This is a genomic window from Pseudarthrobacter sp. MOO13 (genome assembly GCF_058267655.1).
On the sequence record NZ_CM177848.1, the window covers coordinates 1,462,989 to 1,486,301 of the forward strand.

General features: G+C 68.7%; 19 protein-coding genes and 1 pseudogene. 12 read left to right on the forward strand and 8 right to left on the reverse strand.

The genetic code is table 11. The annotated features are described in order from the left end of the window. The first annotated feature begins 93 nt into the window (after positions 1–93). From AC4EEO_RS06860 to AC4EEO_RS06875, 4 genes and pseudogenes are all read left to right on the forward strand, one after another. Positions 94–1,113, forward strand: coding sequence for an MIP/aquaporin family protein (locus tag AC4EEO_RS06860; RefSeq protein ID WP_491340147.1), 1,020 nt, complete (start codon positions 94–96; stop codon positions 1,111–1,113). A 57-nt stretch (positions 1,114–1,170) separates the two neighbouring features. Beyond that, a pseudogene (locus AC4EEO_RS06865) lies at positions 1,171–2,337 on the forward strand (exonuclease SbcCD subunit D); the annotation flags it as partial. Between the two features lie 9 nt (positions 2,338–2,346). After that, positions 2,347–5,448, forward strand: a complete 3,102-nt coding sequence (locus AC4EEO_RS06870) for an AAA family ATPase (RefSeq protein WP_491340403.1) — start codon at positions 2,347–2,349, stop codon at positions 5,446–5,448. A gap of 83 nt (positions 5,449–5,531) precedes the next feature. Beyond that, on the forward strand, positions 5,532–6,872 hold the full coding sequence (locus AC4EEO_RS06875) for an MFS transporter (RefSeq protein WP_491340148.1): 1,341 nt from the start codon (positions 5,532–5,534) through the stop codon (positions 6,870–6,872). A 31-nt stretch (positions 6,873–6,903) separates the two neighbouring features. On the opposite strand, the gene AC4EEO_RS06880 is transcribed toward AC4EEO_RS06875, so the two are convergent. Beyond that, positions 6,904–7,638: an IclR family transcriptional regulator gene (locus AC4EEO_RS06880; protein ID WP_018760082.1), complete on the reverse strand. Its 735-nt coding sequence runs from the start codon at positions 7,636–7,638 to the stop codon at positions 6,904–6,906. Between the two features lie 250 nt (positions 7,639–7,888). Between AC4EEO_RS06880 and AC4EEO_RS06885 the strand changes: the two genes are divergently transcribed. Then, on the forward strand, positions 7,889–9,223 hold the full coding sequence (locus AC4EEO_RS06885; RefSeq protein ID WP_018760081.1) for an MFS transporter: 1,335 nt from the start codon (positions 7,889–7,891) through the stop codon (positions 9,221–9,223). Positions 9,224–9,251: 28 nt separating this feature from the next. On the opposite strand, the gene AC4EEO_RS06890 is transcribed toward AC4EEO_RS06885, so the two are convergent. The 3 genes from AC4EEO_RS06890 to AC4EEO_RS06900 form a co-directional block, all read right to left on the reverse strand. Continuing rightward, positions 9,252–9,953: a phosphoribosyltransferase gene (locus AC4EEO_RS06890; RefSeq protein ID WP_491340149.1), complete on the reverse strand. Its 702-nt coding sequence runs from the start codon at positions 9,951–9,953 to the stop codon at positions 9,252–9,254. Positions 9,954–10,021: 68 nt separating this feature from the next. Beyond that, positions 10,022–10,849 carry an alpha/beta fold hydrolase gene (locus AC4EEO_RS06895; protein ID WP_285319904.1) on the reverse strand — a complete coding sequence of 276 codons (828 nt, stop codon included), beginning with the start codon at positions 10,847–10,849 and terminating at the stop codon, positions 10,022–10,024. A gap of 79 nt (positions 10,850–10,928) precedes the next feature. Beyond that, positions 10,929–12,326: an amino acid permease gene (locus AC4EEO_RS06900; RefSeq protein ID WP_491340150.1), complete on the reverse strand. Its 1,398-nt coding sequence runs from the start codon at positions 12,324–12,326 to the stop codon at positions 10,929–10,931. Positions 12,327–12,603: 277 nt separating this feature from the next. Between AC4EEO_RS06900 and AC4EEO_RS06905 the strand changes: the two genes are divergently transcribed. Genes AC4EEO_RS06905 through AC4EEO_RS06925 form a run of 5 tightly spaced genes read left to right on the forward strand, consistent with a single transcriptional unit; the run spans position 12,604 to position 18,473 of the window. Next, positions 12,604–13,314: an NUDIX hydrolase gene (locus AC4EEO_RS06905; protein ID WP_491340404.1), complete on the forward strand. Its 711-nt coding sequence runs from the start codon at positions 12,604–12,606 to the stop codon at positions 13,312–13,314. Next, positions 13,311–14,615 carry a quinolinate synthase NadA gene (gene nadA, locus AC4EEO_RS06910; RefSeq protein WP_491340151.1) on the forward strand — a complete coding sequence of 435 codons (1,305 nt, stop codon included), beginning with the start codon at positions 13,311–13,313 and terminating at the stop codon, positions 14,613–14,615. Before AC4EEO_RS06905 ends, nadA begins: the two co-directional genes overlap by 4 nt. Continuing rightward, complete coding sequence (gene nadB, locus AC4EEO_RS06915) at positions 14,615–16,396, forward strand: L-aspartate oxidase (protein WP_491340152.1); 1,782 nt, start codon at positions 14,615–14,617, stop codon at positions 16,394–16,396. Before nadA ends, nadB begins: the two co-directional genes overlap by 1 nt. Beyond that, complete coding sequence (gene nadC, locus AC4EEO_RS06920; protein ID WP_491340153.1) at positions 16,389–17,303, forward strand: carboxylating nicotinate-nucleotide diphosphorylase; 915 nt, start codon at positions 16,389–16,391, stop codon at positions 17,301–17,303. Before nadB ends, nadC begins: the two co-directional genes overlap by 8 nt. A gap of 3 nt (positions 17,304–17,306) precedes the next feature. Next, on the forward strand, positions 17,307–18,473 hold the full coding sequence (locus tag AC4EEO_RS06925; RefSeq protein ID WP_491340154.1) for a cysteine desulfurase family protein: 1,167 nt from the start codon (positions 17,307–17,309) through the stop codon (positions 18,471–18,473). 18 nt (positions 18,474–18,491) lie between these two features. Here the strand turns inward: AC4EEO_RS06925 and AC4EEO_RS06930 are convergent, their stop codons facing one another. After that, on the reverse strand, positions 18,492–18,980 hold the full coding sequence (locus AC4EEO_RS06930; RefSeq protein WP_018760071.1) for a GtrA family protein: 489 nt from the start codon (positions 18,978–18,980) through the stop codon (positions 18,492–18,494). A 100-nt stretch (positions 18,981–19,080) separates the two neighbouring features. After that, positions 19,081–19,743, reverse strand: a complete 663-nt coding sequence (locus AC4EEO_RS06935) for a DUF1684 domain-containing protein (protein ID WP_109045035.1) — start codon at positions 19,741–19,743, stop codon at positions 19,081–19,083. A 147-nt stretch (positions 19,744–19,890) separates the two neighbouring features. Here AC4EEO_RS06935 and AC4EEO_RS06940 point away from each other — a divergent pair, with 147 nt between their 5' ends. Beyond that, positions 19,891–20,697, forward strand: coding sequence for a hypothetical protein (locus AC4EEO_RS06940; protein ID WP_491340155.1), 807 nt, complete (start codon positions 19,891–19,893; stop codon positions 20,695–20,697). Between the two features lie 70 nt (positions 20,698–20,767). Next, the gene (locus AC4EEO_RS06945) at positions 20,768–21,574 is read left to right on the forward strand and encodes a transglutaminase-like domain-containing protein (RefSeq protein WP_109045033.1); all 807 of its coding nucleotides are present in this window, start codon (positions 20,768–20,770) and stop codon (positions 21,572–21,574) included. 28 nt (positions 21,575–21,602) lie between these two features. Here the strand turns inward: AC4EEO_RS06945 and AC4EEO_RS06950 are convergent, their stop codons facing one another. Both AC4EEO_RS06950 and AC4EEO_RS06955 read right to left on the reverse strand, forming a co-directional pair. Further along, complete coding sequence (locus AC4EEO_RS06950) at positions 21,603–22,070, reverse strand: MarR family winged helix-turn-helix transcriptional regulator (RefSeq protein ID WP_018760067.1); 468 nt, start codon at positions 22,068–22,070, stop codon at positions 21,603–21,605. After that, positions 22,070–23,179 carry an LLM class flavin-dependent oxidoreductase gene (locus AC4EEO_RS06955; RefSeq protein WP_285319898.1) on the reverse strand — a complete coding sequence of 370 codons (1,110 nt, stop codon included), beginning with the start codon at positions 23,177–23,179 and terminating at the stop codon, positions 22,070–22,072. The genes AC4EEO_RS06950 and AC4EEO_RS06955 overlap by 1 nt, the downstream gene beginning before the upstream one ends. Positions 23,180–23,313: the final 134 nt, after the last annotated feature.

Below are 23,313 nucleotides of genomic sequence, written 5' to 3' on the forward strand. Positions count from 1 at the left end.
AATACTGCTCGGGTTGCCTGCGCTGCCCGCCGCCCCTGCCGGCCGGGGCGGCTCCGCAACCCCAGAAAGCACCCGACGAGCAAAGGTCCAGCCATGAGCACCCCTGTCCCAGCCCGCGACGCACTGCAGCCCGGCGGCACGGATCCCGCCAGCCGGGCACTGCTGCCCCGCCTGGCAGCCGAGGCTTTCGGCAGCCTCTTCCTGGCGGTGGCCGGGCTGGGCGTACCGCTGTTCAGCATTCCGCAGTCCAGCCCGGTACCCGCGGCCCTGGCTGCCGGCCTCGCCATCACGGCCGCCATGCTCGCTTTCGGGCATATCTCCGGTGGCCACTTCAACCCGGCCATCACCTTGGGCCATCTCCTGGCCGGCCGGATCCGGGCCGGGGCGGCCGCAGCGTACGCCGCCGCCCAGCTCGTGGGCGCCCTGGTGGGTGCCCTTGCCTTGTTCGGCATCCTGCGTACCCTGCCCGGCATTCCCGACAGCCGGACCGCCTTCGATACGGTGGCCGCCGGCTTCGGCGACCATTCCATCATCCAGGCACCCCTTGCCGCGGTTGTGCTGCTGGAATTGCTGGGAGCCGCAATCATCGTGGCAATCTTCCTGGGCGCTGCCGGCCGGGACAACGGCGGCCTGCGCGATAACGCCGGCGTGGAGGGCAGCAGCCGGACGGTTGCCGCCGTTGCCGTCGGCCTGTCCTTCGCGGCGCTGCTCCAGGTGGGCCAGTCCGTCGGCAACCTGCCTTTCAACCCCGCCCGGGCCCTCGCCTCTGCCGTTTTCAGCTCCGGTGCGGCGCTGGGCCAGGTGTGGGTATTCCTGGTGGCCCCGCTGGCCGGCGCCGCCATCGCAGGCCTGGTGTTCCGGATTTCAGGCACGGCTGACGCCCCGCACAGCGCCGCAGCGGCGGACGCTGCCGACCACGACGACGACGCGAGTGTGGAAGCAGGTGGCGGGGACGCCGGGGCCGGGTCTTCGCCGGTCCAGTCCCGGATCGACGATGACGCCGACGCTCCGGGTGCGGAGCCGAACCCTTCGGCGGCACGCACTGCCGCACCGGAGGGGCAGGCACGCAACGTCAGCGAGGCCCAGGAGTTCTTCGAGGGCAAGCGATCCTGATCAGTCCGGGCCGCGGCGGTTTCCGCCACTGTCAGTGGCTGCCGATAGCGTAGTTATATGCGGTTACTTCATACCTCGGACTGGCACCTGGGCCGGTCCTTCCACGGCGTTGGCATGCTGGACGCCCAGCGGGCCTTCATCGACCAGATGGTGGCAACGGTGGAACGGGAGCGCATCGACGTCGTCCTGATTGCCGGCGATGTCTACGACCGGGCACTGCCAGGGGTGGACGTGGTCCACTTGCTCGATGACGCCTTGGTTAGGCTCACCTCCGCCGGAGCCAAGGTGGTGATCACCAGTGGCAACCACGACTCCGCAATCCGGCTGGGTTTCGCCTCACGGCTGCTGGAACGCGGGGGAGTCCACCTGCGCACCAAGGTGGCTGAGCTTGACCATCCACTGCTGCTGCCGCTCGGGCAGGACGCCGCGGGCCGGGACGCCGTCCTGGCCCTGTACGGCATTCCCTGGCTTGAACCCCGGCTCGTTGCCGACCAGCTGGGCGTGGAAACGGCAAGCCACTTCGACGTGACCCGGGCGGCCACCGCCCTTATCCGGGCCGACATCGCACGGCGTACAACCGCCGCCACCGTCCATTCGGTGGTCCTGGCCCACACCTTCGCCAGCGGCGGCATCAGCTCGGACAGCGAGCGGGACCTCAGCATCGGCGGCGTGGGTGCCGTTCCCCTGGACCTGTTCGACGGATTCAGCTACACCGCACTCGGCCATCTCCACGGACGCCAGGCGCTGTCTGAGCGCGTGCGCTATTCGGGCTCCCCGCTGGCCTATTCCTTTTCCGAGTCCACGCAGCGGAAAGGTGCCTGGCTCGTGGACCTGGAGCCGGATGGAGTCACCTCGGTGCAGGAGATGCAGTGGGATGCCCCGCGAACCCTTGCCGTGCTGCGCGGCACCCTGGCCGAGCTCCTTGAGGAGCCCGGGCATGCCTGGGCCGAGACCGCCTACTGCCAGGTCACCCTCACTGATGCCCAGCGTCCCGTGCGGGCGATGGAGCGGCTCCGTGCGCGGTTCCCTGAGACCCTGGTCCTGGCTTTCGACCCGCAAGGCGGGAACGACCCGGACCAGGCAAGCTACAGCAGCAGGCTTGCCCATGCCCCGGACGACCTCGCCGTGTGCTGCGGCTTCCTGGACCACGTGCGCGGGCGCAGCGCGGACCAGGATGAACAAGAGGCGCTCGCCGCCGCGTTGGAGAACGTCCGCCTGCTGGAAGGCCTCGCGGTGAGGATCCACCATCTGCGCATCTCAGGCTTCGGCCCGTTCGCCGGAACAGAAGACGTCGATTTCGACCGGCTCAGCGCCCACGGCCTGTTCCTGCTGAACGGGCCTACCGGTGCGGGCAAGACCAGCGTCCTCGACGCCATCTGTTTTGCCCTGTACGGATCCGTTCCGGGTGCCCGGCAGGACGGCAAGCGGCTCCGCAGCGACCATGCGGAGCCCGGCCAGGAGCCGGCCGTAACCTGCGAATTCTCCGCCCAGGGGCGCCGCTTCGAGGTCACCCGCTCGCCCGCATGGGACAAGCCCAGTGCACGGGGCAGGAACGGTTTCACCACCCAGCAGGCCAAAACCCTGCTCCGTGAACGCGTCGGCGGAACCTGGGTGGAAAAATCTGCCCGCAATGACGAGGCCGGAGCAGAGATCATGGCTTTGCTGGGCATGGACCGTGAACAGTTCACCCGGGTCATCATGCTGCCGCAGGGGGAATTCGCCGCGTTCCTCAGGTCCAAAGCTGCGGACCGCCTTGACCTGCTGCAGAAACTCTTCGGGACGCAGCGGTTTGAAGCCCTGGAACAGGAACTGTCCCGCCAGGCCGCCGCGGCCAGGGATGACGTTGCCGCCCTGGTCGGCCAGCTGGGTATGCTGGCGGCCCGTGCCGAAGCCGAGGCCGCGCCGCTCCAGCTCCCGCAGGACGAGGCACCGGCGCCAGAGGATACCGCCGGCAGGCTTGGCTGGTTGCAGGCCGCTGTTGCTGCGCGACTGGCAGAGCTCACGGAGCACGCAGCGGGCGCGACATCCCTCAGCCAGGAACGCCGCAGTGACGTGGAACGGGAAACCGCACGGCACGAGCGGGCCCGCAAACTCCAAGCGGCCACCGTGCGGCAGCAGGCCGTGAAGGACGGGGCAGCACGGCAGGAAGAACTCGCTGCCCGGCTGGGCCGGCACCGCGAGGCGGTAGTCCTCCAGGGACAGCTGCGCGCGGTGGATGCGGCGGCCGGCAAAGTGCAAAGCGCCGGGGGCGCCGCTGAGGCCGCCATGACCCTCCTCAGGATGGCTGCCGCGGACAATACCGAACTCGCCCAGCTCAACTTGGGCGCGGATGAAGCCGCCGTGCCGCCGGTGCAAACCCACAAGGGCTCCGCAGGCCACAATACGGCGGAAATCGTGCCGGGGGCCGCCCAGGAGCTGGCCCGGCTTCGGTCGCTGCTGGCCGTCGTCGAAGCACGGCTGCCGGATGAGCAGAGGCTGCAGGAGCTGTACGGGCGCCACCGCAGCCTGGCCGGCAGGCAGGACGAACTCAGGCTGGACGTGGAGACGCTGGGAAGCCGGGTTGCGCAGTTGCTGGCGGACCGGGAGCTGCTGGCCGGAACCATGGGCCAGCTGGGGCCCCGTGCCGCCGACGCCGCGCTCCGCCGCAAGGAGGCGGCCGCTGCCACGGAACTTCTCGACGTCGTCCGGCGGTACGGGACGGCCATGAAGGGCCGGGACCTCGTGAACGCCCGATACGACGACTCACGGGAAAGCCTGCTGGAGGCGAAAGGCCGGTGGCTGGACCTGCGGGAGGTCCGGCTCGCCAACGCCGCATCCGAGCTTGCCGCCAAACTGGTGGCCGGTGAGCCCTGCCCGGTCTGTGGAAGCGGAGAACATCCGGCGCCGGCGGGATCCGGCACGGAAGGACCGTCGCTGGCCCAGGCCGAGGAAGAGGCCCATGCCGCCTATGAAGCGGCCGAGGCAGCCCACAGCGCTGTCAGCGCCGAACGCGCCGAAGCCGAGCAAACGGTGGCCGTCCTCGCCGGACAAGGCGGGACCATCCCCGTGGCCGAGGCCCGCACAGGGGCCGAGGAGGCGTTGGCTGCGGCAGAGGCCGCCGAACAGGCCGCGGAAGAGCTCCAGGAACAGCGGCAACGGCTGGAGGCACTCGATGCAGGTATCGAACAGGCCCGCTCCGCGCTGTCAGACGCGGAGGCTGAGCTGTCCCACACCGCTGTCCTGCTCGCCGACCTGGCCGAACAGGCTGCCGCACTGGACGGGGCCCTTGCCGGCCTGCGCGGAAACCACCGCACCTTGAACCGGCGGCTGCGGGTCCTTGAAGACGCCGTGGCGGTCCTGGACAAAGCTGTTGAAGCGCAATCACGGCTGGACACCGCCAGGGCGCAGGCCGCCGAAGCGGAGGGGAACCTCGAGCTTGCCCTGCCGGGGGCGGGTTTCGCCTCTGCCGCCGAGGTTCGCAGCCAACTGCTGGGAGCTGCGGAAGTGGCAGCACTCGAAGCTGAGGTCCGCACGGCCGGGGAAGAAGCTGCCCGGGTAGCCGGGCTGTTCGAGTCGGAGGACCTGGTGCTGGCCATGGCCGAAGCAGGAGACGGCTTCCTACCCGACGATGAACGGCTCGAGGTACTCCGCAGCCAGGCTGCTGCCGCTCACCATGACGCCCGGGAGGCTGATCTCGCCGCAGGACTGGCCCGCCGGTGCCTGGCGGCCCTTACCTCGATAGCGGCGGAATATGAGGACCTGGCGTCCTCGTCCCGGGAACCGGCCGAGCGGGCACAGATGCTCGCCGGGCTGGCCGAAGCGGCCGCGGGCAGGGGGGAGAACACCTACCGGATGAGCCTGAACAGCTACGTCCTGGCCGCGCGGCTGGAACAGGTCGCCCATGCCGCATCGGAGCGCCTGGTGGCCATGAGCGATGGCCGCTACCTGTTGCAGCACACCGATGCCAAGGCGGCCCGCGGTGCCAAATCGGGATTGGGCCTTGAAGTGGTGGACCAGTGGACGGGCTTCCGCCGCGACACGTCCACACTGTCCGGCGGCGAATCCTTTATGGCGTCGCTGTCGCTGGCCCTGGGCCTGGCGGATGTGGTCCAGCAGGAGTCAGGCGGCGTTGAAATTGAGACCCTGTTCGTTGACGAAGGCTTCGGCAGCCTGGATGAACAGTCCCTTGAACAAGTCATGGACGCCCTCGAAGGCCTCCGCGACGGCGGCCGCGTGGTGGGGCTGGTCAGCCATGTGGCCGAGATGAAACAGCGGATTGGCACCCAACTGCAGGTGCTCAAGAGCCGGAACGGCTCCACGCTGCGGATATCTGAAAGCGTGGACGCACTTTCCTGACCCCGGCGGATATACTGGACCGCGTTACCGGGTTGCGCGCATCGGGAGGAGGGACGATGCGCATGGATTGAACGAGCCCGGAATTGACACTTCATACCACCCCTTCAACCACCCGCGACGCTCCGGCCCGAAGCACGGGCCCTTCCGCCAGGGACGACTCTGACCGGGATTCCGGTGGAACGGCAGCAGGCCGCTTCGCGCGCCTCCCCGAACTTGCCGGCAAGACTTTTCTTCCGCTGGGACTTTTCGCGCGGCTGCCGCTGGCCATGCTGACCGTCGGCACCCTGACCTTGGTGACCTCCGTCAGCGGCTCCTTTGCCGTCGGAGGGACGGCCGCCGGTGCAGTAGGCATTGGCTCGGCACTGGGCGCTCCCTTCCTTGGGGCACTGGCCGACAGGCGTGGACAACGCCCCGTGCTGCTGGTATCGGCAGTGCTCAACACAGTGGCCGTGCTGGTGCTGGTCCTGGCCGCCCTTGCCGCCGGAAAAACCGGCGGATTCCCGCTGGGAGTCCTGGCAGCGGCCTTTGCGGCCGGAGCAACGTGCCCGCAGGTGGGTCCGCTGGCCAGGGTCCGGTGGATGTCACTGACAAGTGCCGCGGCCGGTGCCGGCGCCGACGTCCGCGGCCAACGCGACCTGGACACCGCGCTCTCCTACGAAAGTACTGCTGACGAAGTGACTTTTGTCCTGGGGCCCGCGCTCGTGGGGGCGCTTGCCAGCCTGGTGGCGCCCTGGCTGCCGCTGGCCCTGGCCGCTGCCCTGACCATCACGCTTGTCCCGGCGTTTGCCGTTCACCCCACCCATCGGGCCGTGCCGGTCACCCGGCACGCCCGGGGCAGGAAAGGCGCGGGCGCTGAGACATCCCGAAAGCTGCCCTTGGCCGTGGCACTGCCCGTGGTGGCGATGGTCTGCATGGGCACGTTCTTTGGGTCCACCCAAGCGGCCCTCAGTGCTTTCTCCGCCGGCCTGGCGGGTGCGGAGATCGCGGGATTGCTGTACGCGGTCATGGGCCTAAGCTCTGCGGCCGCTGCGCTCTCGGTCGCCTACTGGCCGCGCAAGGCAGGCCTGGCCCTGCGCTGGGTGGTGTGCGCAGTCATCATGGCCGCGCTTGCCGTCCTCCTGCTGTTGCCATCGTCCCTGCCCATGATGGCGGCAGTCCTGCTGGTCCTTGGGCTTCCGGTCGGGCCGGTCATGGTCACGGTGTTTGCCGTCGGCGGCACTTTGGCTCCCGCCGGCCGCCTGGGCACCGTGATGACCGGCCTGGCCAGCGGCATTGTCGCCGGTACGGCGGTGGGCTCAGCCATTGGCGGGCAGCTGGCCCAGATCCATGGGGCCGGCGCGGCGTTCCTGGTCCCGGTGTGCGCGGCCGCAGCGTTGGCGCTGCTTGGTGCGGGGACCGCCGTCGCACTCCGCCGGCGGCGCTGACGGCCGAACCCGTGGCCGGCGGTCCACCGGCTCAGGCCAGCTGGCTCTCGATCCGTGCCGCGCTCTCGGCAATGGCGGTACCCACGGCCTCGGGGTCGTGGGCCGACCGGATGTAGACGACGGCGAGGGCGGCCGGCCGGCCGCCGGGCACCCGGACAGGCGCCGCCAGGGAGGAAACTCCGGCGATGACCTCGTCATGGCTGGCGGAGTATCCCTTCCGGCGCGCCTCGGTGGCCTCCGGACGGTAGGGAATCCCGGTCCCCAGCCTGTTCCACTCGGCCTCCGTCAGGGCGGACTGGATGGCGATCCCGGGTGCCCCGGCGTTGATGGGATGCCGGGTTCCCGGGTGCTGGGCCACAGTGGCTCCGGAGTGCCGCGGTTCCACCGTGACCAGGGTGATGCAGTCATGGTGGTCCCACACGGCCACGAAGGCCGTCATGTTCAGCGAGTTTGCCAGCTGGGTCAGCTCAGGAAGCGCGGCGCTCTGCAGGTTGCGGGAGACGCCGCGGGCCAGGACCGCGAGGCCCGGGCCGGGCTGCACCCGGCCCGCATCGTCGCGCACCAGGAGCGAATGGTCCTCCAGGGTACGCAGGATCCGGTAGGCGACCGAGCGGTGGACACCCATGGCGTCCGCAAGCTCGGCGATGGTCAACGGTCCCGGAGCGGCCGCCAGGATCTCGAGGGCACGGATACCGCGCGACAGGGTCTGGGACGGGGAAGCCTGCGGCAGGGCCGCTCCGGCCTGCGCTGCGGCGGGAGGAGTCATGTGTCCATCCTAGGTTGCCGAAACTGCGGGCACAGGACCCTTGTCCTCGCCGCGTCGTGACTGTATTGTCCTCTATACGAACAGTGAGTTCCATTATCGAACACGCAGTTGGTGGCGGGCCCCACCCAGGCCGGTCCTTCCGTGTCCCGCATCACGTTTTCGTAGTACCCTGCTAACTAACTGACCGTTCTGTCGGTAATCCTGAGGCGTCCGGGCGGCACCGCTGCCCAATAAAAACAATGGAGTTTAAATGACCACACCTTCCAAGGTGGACACACCCGCCGGCCCCAGCAGCCGGACTGAAGAGCGCAAAGTCCTCGCGGGCACCCTCGTAGGCACCACCATCGAGTGGTACGACTTCTTCATTTTTGCCCAGCTGACCGCGACGCTGCTGTCGCCGCTGTTCCTTGCACCGCTGAACGAGTCCAACCCGGGCTTGGCGCAGATCCTGTCCTTCGCCCTCATCGGCATCAGCTTCCTGTTCCGACCCCTGGGCGCCGTCATTGCCGGGCACCTCGGCGACCGCCTGGGACGCAAGGCCATGCTGGTCTTCACCCTGGTGATGATGGGTGCGGCCACCGCACTGATCGGCGTGCTCCCCACCTACGCGCAGATCGGGGCTTGGGCCCCAGTCCTGTTGATCGTGCTGCGGATCATCCAGGGCTTCTCGGCAGGCGGTGAATGGGGCGGGGCCGCGCTGATGGCCGTTGAGCACGCACCATTGAACCGCCGCGGCCTGTTCGGCGCCTACCCGCAGATCGGTGTCCCGGTGGGCATGATCCTGGCCACCGGCCTCTTGTTCTTCCTGAACACCGGCATGTCCAAGGAAGACTTCGCAGCCTGGGGCTGGCGGGTGCCGTTCCTGCTGTCCATCGTGCTGATCGTGGTGGGCTACCTGATCCGCCGCGCCGTGGCCGAGAGCCCGGTCTTCCAGGAAATGGCACTGCGGAAGAAGGAAAGCAAGGCGCCCCTGGGTGAACTGGTCCGCAACCACAAGAAGCCCGTCCTCTACTCGACCATGATCTTCATCGGCAACAACGCAGCCGGCTACCTGCTCATCGCCTTCTTCATCTCCTACGCCACCAAGACCCTGAAGATGCCGACCCCGCAGATCCTGCTCGCCACCACCCTGGCGTCCTTCGGTTGGCTGATCTTCACGCTGGTGGGCGGCTGGTTGTCCGACCGGATCGGCCGCGTCAAGACGTTCCTGATCGGCTACGCCATCGTGTTCGCCTGGATGATCCCCATGTTCGCGCTGATCGACACCAAGGACATTGTCCTGTACGGGGTGGCCCTGTTCGTCCTGACCGTTGGCCTGGGCCTTTCCTACGGCCCCATGTCCGCCATGTACGCCGAGATGTTCCCGGCCGAAGTGCGGTACTCCGGCATCTCCATTGGATACGCCTTTGGCGCCATCCTGGGCGGGGCCTTTGCCGCCACCATCGCCGAGTCCCTGCTGCAGTCCACCAAGTGGGCCGGTTCGATCGGCATCTACATCATGGTCCTGTGCGTCATCTCCGCCCTCGGCGTGGTGCTGGCCAAGGAAACCAAGGGGCGGCCGCTGGGCGTCAGCAGCCACCACTAACACTGTTGCGTGGCCGGCTCGCCGGTCCTCAGCTCCGCAGGCCCGGACTTTGCTCCGGGCCTGCGGCGTGCGGCAGCGGCGGTCCCTGTCGCAGCGCGGTGATGGCGTCGTCGTCGGTCAGCTGCCCGAAGTGCCGGTAGAAGCTGCCCACGGCCCGGAACTTTCCCGGCAGGTGCAGGCATATGACGGCGTCGCACACGCGCTCCAGCGAGGCCTCGGCGTCAACGGAGCCCACCGGAGCTGCGGCCACCACGGTTGCCGCACCGCCGGCGCGCACGGCCTCGACGGCGGCCCGCATGGTGGCGCCGGTGGCCAGGCCGTCATCCACGAGCAGGACGGCCTTGCCGGCCAGGTCCATGCCGGTTCCCGGATACAGGGCGGCCCGGCGCAGGATTTCGCTGCGTTCGCGGTCCTCCACGCCATCCAGCCACTCCCGGCGAACGCCGTGCTGGAGGACCCGCTCCCGCAGGGGCTTGTTGATCAGCCGGACGATCCTTCCGGATGTCCAGGCCAGGGCACCGTAGGCGGTTTCCTCATAGCCGGGGATCCCCAGCTTCCGCACCAGGACAGCACCCAAGGGAAGGTGGAGGGCACGTGCTGTGGCCGCCGCTACCGGGATGCCGCCGCGGGCAAGGCCAAGGACCACGGTACCGGGCCGCTCCTGGAACGCTGAAAGCGCGGCAGCCAGGCGCACCCCCGCTTCCGTGCGGTCTTCAAAACGCGTCGGCATCTGTCCCTCCCCGCGGGCCAGGCCCGGTGTGAACGAAAGCCCGTGGGGCGGCCGGGTGCCGCCGGTGGCTACACACCCAGGAAGGAAATGGCGGCCTGCTTGAAGGCCCTGCTGGTGATGGCGTTGGTGTGGTTCCGGCCCGGCAGGAGCAGCTGCTCGGCCATAGACCCGGCTCCGCGCGCCAGTTCTGCGAGGTGGGGCAGCGTGCCGGCCCGTTCGTCCTGGTCCCCGGCAACCAGGAGCATGGGTACGTGGGGCACCGCTTCGGCGGGGTCGTAGGGCTCCGCCTTGATGGCTTCCACGAGCGACAACAACGCGAAGATGTTGTTGCTCGGCAGCAGCAGCGCCATCTTCAGCAGCTGGGCCGTCGATTCGTCAGCGATCGGCGTGCCGTCCGCCAGGTAGTCCTGGGCGGCCCGCAGATCGAAGGCTGCCAGCGGGTCGGTATTGTTGGGTCCGCCCAGCACCAGCCTGTGGACGAGTTCCGGCTGGGTTGCGGCAAACTCCCAAGCGAGCCGGGAACCCAGGGAATATCCCACCACGTCCAGGCCGCTGGAAGGATCGCCGTCGTGCAGCGGCCGCGCACCGGCGTCGAACGCTGCCTGAAGCAGGTCCGCCCTGATCCTGCTGGGGGAGTATGAGTCCCGGTCTTCCGGGGCGCCGCTGCGGCCATGGCCGGGAAGGTCCACGGTGACGACCCGGCGCCCGGCCTCCAGCAGGGCGGCCACCCAGCCTGTGTCCTCCCAGTTGAGTTTGGACGAGGAGGAGAACCCGTGCAGCAGGAGCACCGGCCGGAGCCCGGCGTCCTCCGCCGGCTCGTGCACCGCCACGAAGAGTTGCGGGTCGGTGCCCTCGACCGTGTGCGCCTGCTGCTGTCCGGTGTGCCTGCCGCTCATGCTGTCAGTTCCTCATCAGGTACGGCGCCCAGGCGGACCCGGCGCGTCGGTGCGTCTTCCTTGGAAAGGTAGTTTCACTCTACCTGCTGGCAGCACCGTTCCGGCTGGTGAGCCGGGCGGCTGCAGCGCAGGCCAGCGCGATGCCGGTGATCAGGGCCAAGGTGCCAAGGAGCTGGGCCCGGCTGGCCTCGGCGCTGAAGCCGACGGCGAAAATCAGGCCCAGCAGGACCAGTCCCAGGATGGTCAAGCCCGGGAATCCCTTCATCCGCAGCGGCAGCGCTGCCCCGTCCCGGTCGGCGCGGCGCCGCAGGATCAGCTGGGACACGAGCGCGCTGCCCCACACCACCAGGCAGGTAGAGCCCACCAGCTGGAACAGCGCGGGCAGGACCCGTTCCGGGAACAGCAGCTCCAGCACAGTGGCGATGAAGCCGAAGGTCACGGAGACCGTAACGGCAAGCATGGGGACGCCGGCGGCGTTGAGTCGGGCAAGGAGGTGCGGCGCCTCGCCCCGCCGCGCCAGCGAGTACGCCATGCGGGAGGCGCCATAGAGGTTCGCGTTCAGTGCCGAGAGGAGCGCGACGACGGCCACCAGGGTGATGGCGGTGGACGCGCCGGGGATCCGGGCGGCGTCGAGCACTCCGGCGAAAGGCGAGGCAAGGCCCGCGGACGTGGCCGGAAGGACCGCGGCGATGACGAAGACCGAGCCGATGTAGAACACCAGGATCCGCCACACCACGGTCCGGATGGCTTTGCCGACGCTGCGCTGGGGATCCTCGGTTTCGGCCGCGGCGACGGAGACGATTTCCGTGCCTCCGAACGCGAAGATCACCACGAAGAGGGCCGACGCCACCCCGCCCAGTCCCTGCGGGGCAAAGTTGGTGGTGAGGTTTGACGCGCCGGGGGACTCGACGCCTGGCAGCAGGCCCAGGAGCAAGGCGGCGCCGACCGCCAGGAACAGGACGATGACGGCCACCTTGAGGATGGCGAACCAGAACTCGAACTCGCCGAAGTTCCGGACGCCGGCCAGGTTGATTCCGGTGAAGACCACCATGAACAGCAGTGCCAGCGCCCAGACCGGCACCACGGGCCAGACGGAGAACAGCAGGCCGGCCGCGCCCAGGGCTTCGGCCGCGATCACCACCACCAGCTGCAGCCACCAAAGCCACCCGATGGTGGCTCCCGCGGTGCGGCCCAGGGCGCGTGCGGCGTAGACCGAGAACGCTCCGCTGTTCGGGTTCGCGGCTGCCATCTCACCCAGGGCCCACATCACCAGGATGATGAGGGTCCCCGCCACCAGGTAGGAGATGAGGACCGCCGGGCCGGCCGCCTGCACGCCGGCGCCCGATCCCAGGAACAATCCGGCACCGATGGCGCTGCCCAGCCCCATCATGGTGAGCTGGCGCGGCTTCATGCTGTGGCCTGCCGGAGCCTTGGGTGGCGCTGTGGTGGATGTGGTCGGGGCGGACTTCATCGTCATGGGGCGGTAAACCTTCTTGGGGTTGGTTCGGGGTCCGGTCCCGTGGGCCGGAGGTCCTTGTGGGACCACTTGAATTTACCGCTTCCGGCAGCCGGCCAAAAACGCGCGCCCCGTCCCTGCACCAGGTTGCGGCTTCCCGGGGACGCTGCGGCGCCTGGGCCGCCGGCGCGGAAACATTTCCTTTTCCGTCGGGCTGGCCGTAAAATTAGTTTTGGTCAAAGTGACCATAACTAGGATTTCGGGCCCCGAGGACGGGGTGGTGGAAGGGGGTGTGACGGTGTACTACAGCTCAGCCAACGTGTCCGAGCGGCAGGCCGCGCCGCCGTCGCTCGCCATTTCCACGGTGATCTTCGCCCTGCGCCCGAGCGCCACCTCGGGCCGTCCCACCTTGTGGCTGCCGCTGGTCCGACGGATCAGGGAACCCTTCAAAGGCCTGTGGGCGCTGCCGGGCGGGCCCCTGAGCCACGACGAGTCGCTGCAGGACGCCGCATCCAGGAACCTCCGGGAAACCACGGGACTGAGCCCCAGCTACTTCGAGCAGTTGTATGCGTTCGGCGGCCTGCACCGCTCACCCACCCAGCGCGTGGTTTCGATCGTCTACTGGGCCCTGGTCCAGCCCACGGAAGCGGCGCTCGCGGACGAGTCCGAGAACGTCAGGTGGTTCCGGGCCGACCGCCTGGGGGACTTGGCCTTCGACCACAACGCGATCGTCGACTACGCCCTCTGGCGCCTGCGCAACAAGCTCGCCTACGGCTCCATTGCCTACCACCTGCTGGGGGAGTACTTCACCCTGGCCCAGGTCCGCGAAGTCTATGAAGCCGTCCTGGACCGCCAGCTGGATCCCGCCAACTTCCGCCGCCAACTCAAGTCCACCCCGGAAATCGAAGAAACCGGGGAATACCTCCAGGGCGGCAAGCACCGTCCGCCACGCCTCTACCGCTACACCGGCCGGCCAGGCCTTGACCCAGACAACAGGAGCACACCATGAGCAGCGTCAATACGGCAATCCAGCTGATCACGCGCGAACAAGCCGAAAAGGGCGCCGCCGCGGACCGCAGCACTTGCAGCCCGGCACTGGCGAAAGGTCCCTGGGACTACGACCTCGCCGAGGCGCTTGCAGGCATCCCGGCATACGGCCCGGGCGCATCAAGCGCCGACCCCGCTCCCGCCTCCACGCCACGCCAGGGCCAGCTGCCGGAGGAATACAAGCTGGCCGGCGATGCCGAACTGGGTGAACGGATCAGGGCGGCCAAGGCCACCCTGGGTGGGCGTGCCGTCATCCTGGGCCACTTCTACCAGCGCGACGAGGTGGTCCAGTACGCCGACTTCGTGGGTGACTCGTTCCAGCTCGCCAACGCAGCCCTGACCCGGCCGGAGGCGGAAGCGATCATCTTCTGCGGGGTCCACTTCATGGCCGAGACGGCGGACATCCTGTCCACCCCGGAACAGGCCGTCATCCTGCCCAACCTCGCGGCCGGCTGCTCCATGGCGGACATGGCGGACGAAGACTCCGTGGAGGAATGCTGGGAGCAGCTGGCAGAAATCTTCGGCACCGAGCCCGACGCCGAGGGCCGGGTTCCGGTCATCCCCGTCACCTACATGAATTCCTCCGCAGCCCTGAAAGCGTTCTGCGGCGAACACGGCGGCATCGTCTGCACCTCCTCCAACGCCAGGACAGTCCTGGAGTGGGCGTTCCAGCGCGGGCAGCGGGTGCTGTTCTTCCCCGACCAGCACCTGGGCCGCAACACCGCCAAGGCGCTCGGCGTTCCCCTGGACCAGATGCCCATGTGGAACCCGCGCAAGGACCTCGGCGGCAACGACGAACAGGCACTGCTCGATTCCCGGGTGATCCTCTGGCACGGCTTCTGCTCCGTGCACAAGCGGTTCAACGTGGCGCAGATCGAAAAGGCCCGGGCCGACTTCCCGGGCGTGCAGGTCATCGTGCACCCCGAATGCCCCATGGAGGTGGTGGACGCCGCCGATTCAGCCGGCTCCACCGACTTCATCAAGAAAGCCATCGCGGCCGCCACCGAGCCCACCACGTTCGCCATTGGCACCGAAATCAACATGGTGAACCGTCTCGCCGCCGAATACCCGCAGCACACCATCTTCTGCCTGGACCCGGTGATCTGCCCCTGCTCCACCATGTACCGCATCCACCCCGGCTACCTAGCCTGGGTCCTGGAGGAACTGGTCGCCGGCCGAATCGTCAACCGCATCACCGTGGACGAGGATGTGCAGGCCAACGCCAGGACGGCACTCGAGCGCATGCTCGCTGCGAGGCCGTAATGACCCGCGAGCCCGGCACGCCTGCGGGTCGCCTCGCCGTCGTGGGAAGCGGCATCGCCGGCCTCTACGCTGCGCTGCTCGCCGCCGACGCCGGTACGGACGTGGTGCTGCTGACCAAAGGCGCCCTGGAAGACAGCAACACCTGGTACGCCCAGGGCGGTATCTCGGCGGTGCTCGCCGAACCGTCGCCCGGGGACACCGTTGCCGCGCATATCGCCGACACCCTCCGCGCCGGGGCAGGGTACTGCAACGAGGCCGCCGTCCGGCTGATGTGCACCGAGGCGCGCGGGGACATCGCCGGGCTCCAGCGGTACGGTGTCCGCTTTGACGCCGCGCACGACGACAGCCCGGCGCTTGGGCTCGAAGCCGCGCACAGTGCCCCGCGCATCCTGCATGCGGGCGGGGACGCCACGGGTGCGCGGGTGGCCGCTGCGCTCATCCAGGCGGTCCGGGACCGGCGTGACCGGGGCACGCTCCGCATTCTTTCCCAAGCCCAGGCAACCGCCCTGGTCATCTCAAGCGGCAGCGTCAGCGGAGTCGAATACCTCCAGGCGGGCCGGCCGGCCGTCCTGGCGGCCGATGCCGTGCTGCTGGCCAGCGGGGGAGCAGGCCAGCTGTTCGCCCAAACCACCAACCCGGCCGTGGCCACGGCGGACGGGCTGGCGCTCGCCGTCCGCGCCGGCGCAGCCGTGAAAGACCTCGAATTCTTCCAGTTCCACCCCACCTGCCTGGTCAGTTCCGCCACCGCCCACCCCGGCCGGCTGGACGGTCCGCTGCTGATCTCCGAGGCGGTCCGCGGCGAAGGGGCCACCCTGCTGGACGCCGGAGGCAGGCGCTTCATGCAGGCCTACCATCCCGACGCCGAGCTCGCGCCCCGCGACGTCGTCTCCCGCAGCATCGCCCTGCACCTGGCCAAGCTCGGCGACGCCAACGGCCACGTCTACCTTGACGCCCGCGCCATCGAGCAGGCCAAGGGCGAGGGCTTCCTCCGCCGGCGGTTCCCCACCCTCACCAGGAAAACCCTTGAGGCCGGCATCGATTGGACCCGCGAACTGGTCCCCGTCGCCCCCGCCGCCCACTACTGGATGGGCGGGGTGGCCACCGACCTCAACGCCCGCACCAGTGTCCCCGGCCTCTACGCCGCCGGCGAGGTTGCGTGCACGGGCGTCCAAGGTGCTAACCGGCTGGCGTCCAACTCGCTCCTTGAGGGACTCGTCTTCGGCCGCCGCGCTGTTGAAGACTTCCTCTTCGGTGACCTCGACGACGGGGCTTGGGTGGCGCCTGACGGCGCTCCTCCGCTCGCTGTCTCGGCCGCGGGCGGCCTCCCCTTGACGCTCGCTTCCGGAGCACCCCCAGGCGCCGAGCTTCGGTCCGGTATGGGTGCCACTTTGGAAGGGCCAACGGCGGATCGCTCAGGTGGGCCAGGCGGAAATAAGCCGTCCAGCTTCGGCGGGGCTGGGGAGGTGGGGGAACCCTTTTCGCGGGGCGCTCTTCGCCGCCTCATGACGTCCCATGCCGGCGTGCTGCGCTCCGGGCATCTGTTGCGGGAGGCTGCCGCCACGCTCGAGTCCTGGGCCGCCGTCGTCCGTCCTGATGCCGGCTCCTCCTCTGCTGACCCCGTGGTGCCTGAGGACCGGAACCTTCTGCTGGCCGCACGGCTGCTGGTGGCCGCCGCGCTGGACCGCACCGAATCGCTGGGCGCCCACTACCGCAGCGATGAAGCCGCCGAACCTGAGAACACCTGCCCTCCGCGCCCGAAAGCGAGCCTGCTCCATGACTGAACCCGCCGTAATCGACCACGCCCCTGCCGTGCGTCCCCTCGACCTGACCCTTCCGGCGGCCCCCGTACGGGAGATCCTGGAACGGGCCCTCGCCGAGGACGCACCCTCCGGGGACATCACCTCCCAACTCCTGATCCCCGCCGGAGCGCGCGCCACCGCCGTCCTCAACGCCCGCGTCCCCGGCATCCTCAGCGGCGCCACCGTCTTCCGGGACGCCATGGAGCTCGTGGACCCTGCCACCCGGGTGGAGCTGCTCCTGGCGGACGGCCAGGCGTTCGCGGCCGGCACCCACCTGGCCCGGGTCAGCGGATCCGCGCGTTCGGTGCTGCTGGCCGAACGCGTGGCGCTCAACCTGGTCCAGCGGATGTCCGCGATCGCCACCAAGACCGCGGGGTTCGTCCGGCTCACGGAAGGCACCCGCGCCCGCATCACCGACACCCGCAAGACCACCCCCGGCCTGCGCGTCCTGGAACGATTCGCCGTCCGGTGCGGCGGCGGCTCCAACCACCGGTACAGCCTCTCGGACGCCGTCCTGGCCAAGGACAACCACCTGGCCGTGATGACGGGCGGAGACCCTGCCAAACTCACCGGGCTCCTGCTGGCAGCCAAGGCACAGCTGGGACACACCACCCACTTCGAAGTGGAAGTCGACCGGATGGACCAGATCGAGCCCGTCCTCGCGGCAGGGGTGGACACCATCATGCTGGACAACTTCACGGTGCCGGAACTGCAGGCCGGAGTGGCCCTGGTTGCCGGACGTGCCCTGGTGGAGGCCAGCGGCAACGTCAACCTCGAGACTGTCGCGGCGATCGCCGCCACCGGCGTGGACGTCATCTCGGTGGGGGCCCTCACGCACACCGTGGCCGCCCTGGACCTGGGCCTGGACGTCGAACTGACTGCCGGGTGACCCGTGATCTTCCTTGATGCCGCCGCCACCACGCCCGTCCGCCGCGAGGTGCTGGACGCCATGTGGCCGTGCCTCACCGGCGGGTTCGGGAACCCCTCCAGCCACCACACGCTCGGCGAGGCTGCGGCGGCGGCACTGGCCGGGGCACGGTCCGCCGCGGCCGCCGTCCTGGGCTGCCGTCCGGGGGAAGTGGTCTTCACCTCCGGCGGGACGGAAGCGGACAACCTTGCCGTCAAAGGAATCGCGCTCGCCCGGCAGGCCGCAAACCCGCGACTGGACCGGGTGGTGATCAGCGCCGTCGAGCACCCCGCCGTGGAGGAATCCGCCCGTTACCTTGAGCGGTTCCACGGGTTTACGGTGGACGTGGTGCCGGTGGACACGTCCGGCCGGGTCAGCCCGGATGCCCTCGCCGCGCTGCTCGGACCGCGAACAGCCCTGGTCAGCGTCATGTACGCCAACAACGAGGTCGGTACCGTGCAGCCCATCAAGGCCTTGGCGGAACTGGCCCGCAGCCAGGGCATCCCGTTCCACACCGATGCCGTCCAGGCAGCCGGCTGGCTGCCGCTGGACACCAAGGCCCTGGGTGTGGACGCAATGAGCATCTCGGGGCACAAGCTGGGTGCTCCCAAAGGGTGCGGGATGCTCTACGTCCGCAGCCGCACCAGGCTCGAACCGGTGGTCCACGGCGGGGGCCAAGAGCGCGGACGCCGTTCAGGCACGGAGAACGTGGCCGGTGCGGTGGGCCTGGCCACAGCGCTCGCCCTGGCCCAAGCGGGACAACAACAGCAACGGGAGAGGGTGGCTGCCCTGCGCGACCGGTTCATCGCAGCGGTGCTGGACGCCGTGCCGGACGCCGTCCTCACCGGCCATCCCGCCGAACGGCTGCCGTCGGTGGCATCATTCTGCTTCCCGGGCACCAGCGGCGAATCCGTCCTCCTGGAGCTGGAACGCCGCGGCGTGGTGTGCTCCAGCGGTTCGGCCTGCGCCGCCGGCTCCGATGCTCCCTCACCGGTCCTCACTGCCCTGGGACTCTCCGCAGAGCTTGCCCAGACCGCCGTCCGCTTCAGTTTCGACGCATCGGTAACCCCGCAGGAACTGGACCAGGCCGCCGCAGCCGTCAGGGGCGCCGTCGCCAGTGTCAAAAACCTCGGCGCGGGCCAGGGACGCTAGCGGATTCGTGCCATCGGGTCAGCGGTGCCGTGCGCGGCGGAAGATCCAGTGCCGCAGCATGCTGAACCGGACGGCGGTGGCCAGGAAGCCGGACAGGGTGGTTGCCACCAGTTCGTCCCCCACGGTGGCGTCCGGGTTGAACCAGTGCAGCACGCCCAGGCTGCTGCCCGTGATTACCAGTGCCACTACGATCACCACCAGGCCGTTGAGGTGGTCGCGGGTGCGCCGCTGTCCACCGGCAATCTTGAACGTCAGCCGCCGGTTCAAGGCCGTGTTCAACAGCGACGTGAGGACCAGGGCCACCGCATTGGCCAACTGCGCGCCCAGCCACGGACGCAGCAGTGCGTACAGCCCAAGTGAGGCGGCGGTGCAGATGATGCCGACCCCTGTGAAGCGGAGCAGTTGCCGGATGACCGGGAAGCGCAGGACTCCGCGGTAGTGCCTGGTGGCGGGAAGACGGCGGGTTGGCGTCTCCTGGACGGCGGGGGCGGATGTACCGTCCCTCACGCGGTCCCACCGGGGGCGCTGTTGGCGCCGGGTTCCGGGGATCGCGGGCTGTCCAGCGGGAACAGGGCATGCCACATGTACGTGGGGGAGCAAACCATGGTCAGTACAGCTCTCCTACGGGAATTTCCACTGCCAGCCGGTTGGACGGCCCGGGCAGCGGGCAGGCCCAGGCCTCGTTGTAGGCGCAGGAGGGGTTATAGGCGAAGTTGAAGTCGATAACGAACATGGCGTCCGGGCCGGTTCCCTGCACACCATGGAACGCGCCCTTGATGGTGTCCAGCAGGTAGCGGCCGGCCCCGTACGTTCCACCGGGCTGGCCGGCAGTCGCATCCCGGAACGGGACGAAGATGCCGCCGCCGTAGCCGTGGATCTTCCAGACCCCAAGCTGGCCCATCTCGGGCAGGTCGAACGTGCCCAGGCGCACGAAATTGACCACGCCGTCGGTTCCGGTGTCCACGCTCATCTGCCGGCCGGCGCCTTCCTTGGTCAGCGGGACGTGGAACCGGTAGATCGGATCGTAGTCCGCTGTCTTCAGCCCGGAGAAGCGTGCCTTGTCCGCTGCCGTGAGCGCGGACGCAGGGTGGGTGGCAAACATGAGGTCGCGTTGGTGGCGCCAGTACGAGTGCGCCTCGGCCGGGTCCTCCGCCGAGATTTTGCGGACATTGTCGTAGAGGGCAAAGGTCCTCAGCCGCCAGTCGGCGATGTCGAGGGCGGACATTTCCGCAGGATTCTCTTCGGCTGTGCCGTGCTGCTCTTCCGCCATAGCCTCCAGCCTAGTCCCCGGCCAAGGCAGGTAACGTCCGACGGCGACACGCAGGCCGGGTGCCCCGGTGGTGGAACCGGTCGGTGGCCCGGAAACACCTGCCGCGCCAGCCACGGAAGGCGGCACGGCACGGTTAGGCTGGCTGCCATGACAGGCAAGGCACCATTGACCGTTCTTTCCCGGATGTCCCTGCTGGGCGCCGCGCTCCTGCTGGCGGGCTGCTCGGGACCCCAGGCCGGCAGTGGACCGGGCTGGACGGCGCAGCCGGACGCCTCGGGAACCACCGGATCAGGGGCGGCAACGGCAACGCCGGGCGCGTCAGGCAGCGCCTCCGCTTCTTCGTCCGCCACCCCCTCCGAACGCCAGGGCGCTGCCACGGCGTCCTCCTGGAAGACCTTCTCGGACCCGGCGAAGACCGTGAGCTTCGACCTGCCGCAGGACTGGATCGCCCAGTCGGTGGCGCCGGAGGAAGGCGTGCTCCCCGGCGGCCTGAAAATCGAGGTCAAGAAGCCCGACGGGACGTACGTCGCCGCACTGCGGACGGGACTGCCGCCGTCTTCCGGCGCTTGTCCGGACAACGCCAGGCACCCCTACACGGTGATCAGCAGCGTGCCCTTCGACCTCGCTGTCCAGGGCGGGGAAGGAACCATCCAGCCCCGGATGGTCTACCGGGTGATCCAGGGCTACCGCTACTTTGGCTCCTACGGCATCACCAACCTGGTGGGCGGAAGCGACGGGCAGGCGTGCGAGCTGCGCAACGTGGTGCGCGGACCGGCCGGGAAAGGCGACTACTCGTTTGGCGACGTGGTGTCGTTGAAGGCCTTCGCGCCGGACGAGAAAGTGGCCCCGGCGATGCCGTTCGACACCCTCGCCCAGGCCGCCCAGTATGTCAATGACAGTTCCGACTTCGCCAACGTACAGCGGATGCTAATGTCGCTGAAGGTCAAAAACTAGTCCCGCTGCCCGCACTCACCCGTTGCCGGGGACCGCGACTTGCCGTCCACCCCCAACACCCCGGAGAGACATGGAACGCTCTGTTTCCGCACGCCTGGCCTTCAGGACCACCGCCCATACCAAAGTGGCCATGGCCATTGCCGCGGCGAGGAACAGCGGCTATTCGTCCTTTGCGGAATCCTTGTCCGTCACGGCCGGCGGTGCGGACGTGCCGCTCACGGAGGTGTCCGACCACCACGGCGGCCGGTTCCACTACATGGAGTTCGACGAACCCACCGAGGTTGCCGTGGAATATACCGCCACGGTGTCCGGACGCGCCGTTCCCGAAGAAGCGGAGCTGGCCGACCGGATCCGTTACGTCCGCCCCAGCCGCTACGCGGAATCCGACCGGCTGCTGCCCACCGCCTACGCCGAATTCGGCGGGATCCATGGGGCCGCCCTGCTGCACGCGGTCCGGAACTGGGTCAACGGGGAGCTGCGCTACATCAGCGGTTCCTCCCGGGGCACGGACGGGGCAGTGGAGACCCTGCTGAGCCGCCGCGGCGTGTGCCGGGACTTTGCGCACCTGGCCATCGCCCTGCTCCGTTCCAAGGACATCCCCGCCCGCCTTGCGGCGGTCTACGCCCCAGGCCTCAGCCCCATGGATTTCCATGCGGTGGCGGAAGCCTACGTGGAGGGTGCCTGGCACGTCATCGACCCCACGGGGCTTGCCCCGCGGGAATCAATGCTCCGGATCACCGCGGGCCGGGACTCGTCGGACACGGCGTTCCTGTCCACCGTGGGCGGCAGCCTGACCCTGACCCAGCTGCGCATCACGGCCGTGGTCAACGGCGAGCTGCCGGTTGAAGACCCGACCCGGCTGGTGGCGCTGGGCTGACGCCGGACCCGGCTGCCCGGCGTCGGGATTACCGGGGAAGGGTACCCAAGGAGGCCCGCAGCTTGTCGGTGAGCCGCCTGAGTTCCTTTTGCTCTGCCGCCGTCAGCGCGGGAGCCACCAGTGCCGAGATGTCGCGGACGTGCTCGCGGCCGATCTCCTTCTGCAGCTCCCGCCCTTCGTCCGTGAGCTTGAGCAGCACTCCGCGGCCGTCCTCGGGCGCCGGCATCCGGGCCACCAGGCCGCGCTTCTCGAGCCGCTCCACCAGCCTGCTGAGGCTGGACTGGCTCAACAGGACGTTGTCGTTGAGCTCGTTGAGCCGCAGCCAGCCGGAGGGACAGCGGGAGAGCGTGAACAGCACGTCATATTCGTTCAGTGCCAGTTTCCGGAACGCCGGCCCGGACTGGAGCTTGCGCATCACCGCAACCTGCGCCCGGAACAGTGACTCCCAGGTTTCGGCCGCCAGCCGGACCGGCGAGTCGGATCCTTGCCCGGCCATCATGCCTCCGAGGTGGCTTTTTCGGCGTCCTGGGCGGCCAGCAGCGCGGCGACCCGCCCGGCGTGGGTGGGCGGCTCGGGAACATGTGCGGGCTTGCGTGCTGCATATTCCTTACGCAGCGTAGGCAGGACCTCCTCGCCGAACAGGTCCAGCTGCTCCAGCACGGTCTTCAGCGGCAAGCCGGCGTGGTCGATCAGGAACAGCTGGCGCTGGTAGTCGCCGAAGTACTCGCGGAAGGTCAGGGTCTTCTCGATGACTTCCTGCGGGCTGCCCACGGTCAGCGGAGTCTGCGAGGTGAAGTCCTCCAGCGAAGGTCCGTGGCCATACACTGGAGCGTTGTCGAAGTATGGGCGGAACTCCTTTACGGCGTCCTGGGAGTTCTTCCGCATGAAGAACTGGCCGCCCAGGCCAACGATCGCCTGGTCTGCCGTGCCGTGGCCGTAGTGCTCGTAACGCTCGCGGTAGAGGCCGATCAGCTGCTGGTAGTGCTCCTTGGGCCAGAAGATGTTGTTGGCGAAGAAACCGTCACCGAAGTAGGCGGCCACCTCTGCGATCTGCGGCGTCCGGATGGAGCCGTGCCACACGAAGGGCGCCACACCGTCCAGCGGCCGGGGCGTGGACGTGAAGTTCTGCAAAGGGGTACGGAACTTGCCGGACCAGTTCACGGTGTCCTCGTCCCAGAGTTTACGCAGGAGGCTGTAGTTCTCGATGGCCAGCTCCACGCCGTCCTGGATGTTCTTGCCGAACCAGGGATAGACGGGGGCGGTGTTGCCCCGGCCCAGGACGAGGTCCACGCGTCCATCGGACAGGTGCTGGAGCATGGCGAAGTCTTCGGCGATTTTTACGGGATCGTTCGTGGTGATCAGCGTGGTGGCCGTCGAGAGGATGATGCGGTTGGTCTGCGCTGCGATGTAGGCCAGCGTTGTGGTGGGTGAGGAGGAGAAGAAGGGCCGGTTGTGGTGCTCGCCCAGGGCGTAGACATCCATGCCGATCTCCTCGACCTTCTTGGCGATGGCCACCGAGGCCTTGATGCGTTCTTGCTCGGTGGGGGTGCGGCCCGTTGTGGGGTCCGTGGTGATGTCGCTGACGCTGAAAACACCGATCTGCATGATGTGCCCTTCCGTTGCTGGACTTTCCGGCTTGGTTTAAGTGTAAACCAATTTAGATGCATTTGCATCTATCGCCTCCTGTAACGCCCCGACGCGGAGAATATTCCCGCGTGCGTTCGCAGGCGGGCATTCAA

Bases quoted from the DNA above. Each gene is read 5' to 3' on its own strand.
- AC4EEO_RS06860 (WP_491340147.1), top strand. From the start codon at position 94: ATGAGCACCCCTGTCCCAGCCCGCGACGCACTGCAGCCCGGCGGCACG.
- AC4EEO_RS06880 (WP_018760082.1), bottom strand. From the start codon at position 7,638: ATGACTCCTCCCGCCGCAGCGCAGGCCGGAGCGGCCCTGCCGCAGGCT.
- AC4EEO_RS06885 (WP_018760081.1), top strand. From the start codon at position 7,889: ATGACCACACCTTCCAAGGTGGACACACCCGCCGGCCCCAGCAGCCGG.
- AC4EEO_RS06890 (WP_491340149.1), bottom strand. From the start codon at position 9,953: ATGCCGACGCGTTTTGAAGACCGCACGGAAGCGGGGGTGCGCCTGGCT.
- AC4EEO_RS06895 (WP_285319904.1), bottom strand. From the start codon at position 10,849: ATGAGCGGCAGGCACACCGGACAGCAGCAGGCGCACACGGTCGAGGGC.
- AC4EEO_RS06900 (WP_491340150.1), bottom strand. From the start codon at position 12,326: ATGACGATGAAGTCCGCCCCGACCACATCCACCACAGCGCCACCCAAG.
- nadA (WP_491340151.1), top strand. From the start codon at position 13,311: ATGAGCAGCGTCAATACGGCAATCCAGCTGATCACGCGCGAACAAGCC.
- nadB (WP_491340152.1), top strand. From the start codon at position 14,615: ATGACCCGCGAGCCCGGCACGCCTGCGGGTCGCCTCGCCGTCGTGGGA.
- nadC (WP_491340153.1), top strand. From the start codon at position 16,389: ATGACTGAACCCGCCGTAATCGACCACGCCCCTGCCGTGCGTCCCCTC.
- AC4EEO_RS06935 (WP_109045035.1), bottom strand. From the start codon at position 19,743: ATGGCGGAAGAGCAGCACGGCACAGCCGAAGAGAATCCTGCGGAAATG.
- AC4EEO_RS06940 (WP_491340155.1), top strand. From the start codon at position 19,891: ATGACAGGCAAGGCACCATTGACCGTTCTTTCCCGGATGTCCCTGCTG.
- AC4EEO_RS06945 (WP_109045033.1), top strand. From the start codon at position 20,768: ATGGAACGCTCTGTTTCCGCACGCCTGGCCTTCAGGACCACCGCCCAT.
- AC4EEO_RS06950 (WP_018760067.1), bottom strand. From the start codon at position 22,070: ATGGCCGGGCAAGGATCCGACTCGCCGGTCCGGCTGGCGGCCGAAACC.
- AC4EEO_RS06955 (WP_285319898.1), bottom strand. From the start codon at position 23,179: ATGCAGATCGGTGTTTTCAGCGTCAGCGACATCACCACGGACCCCACA.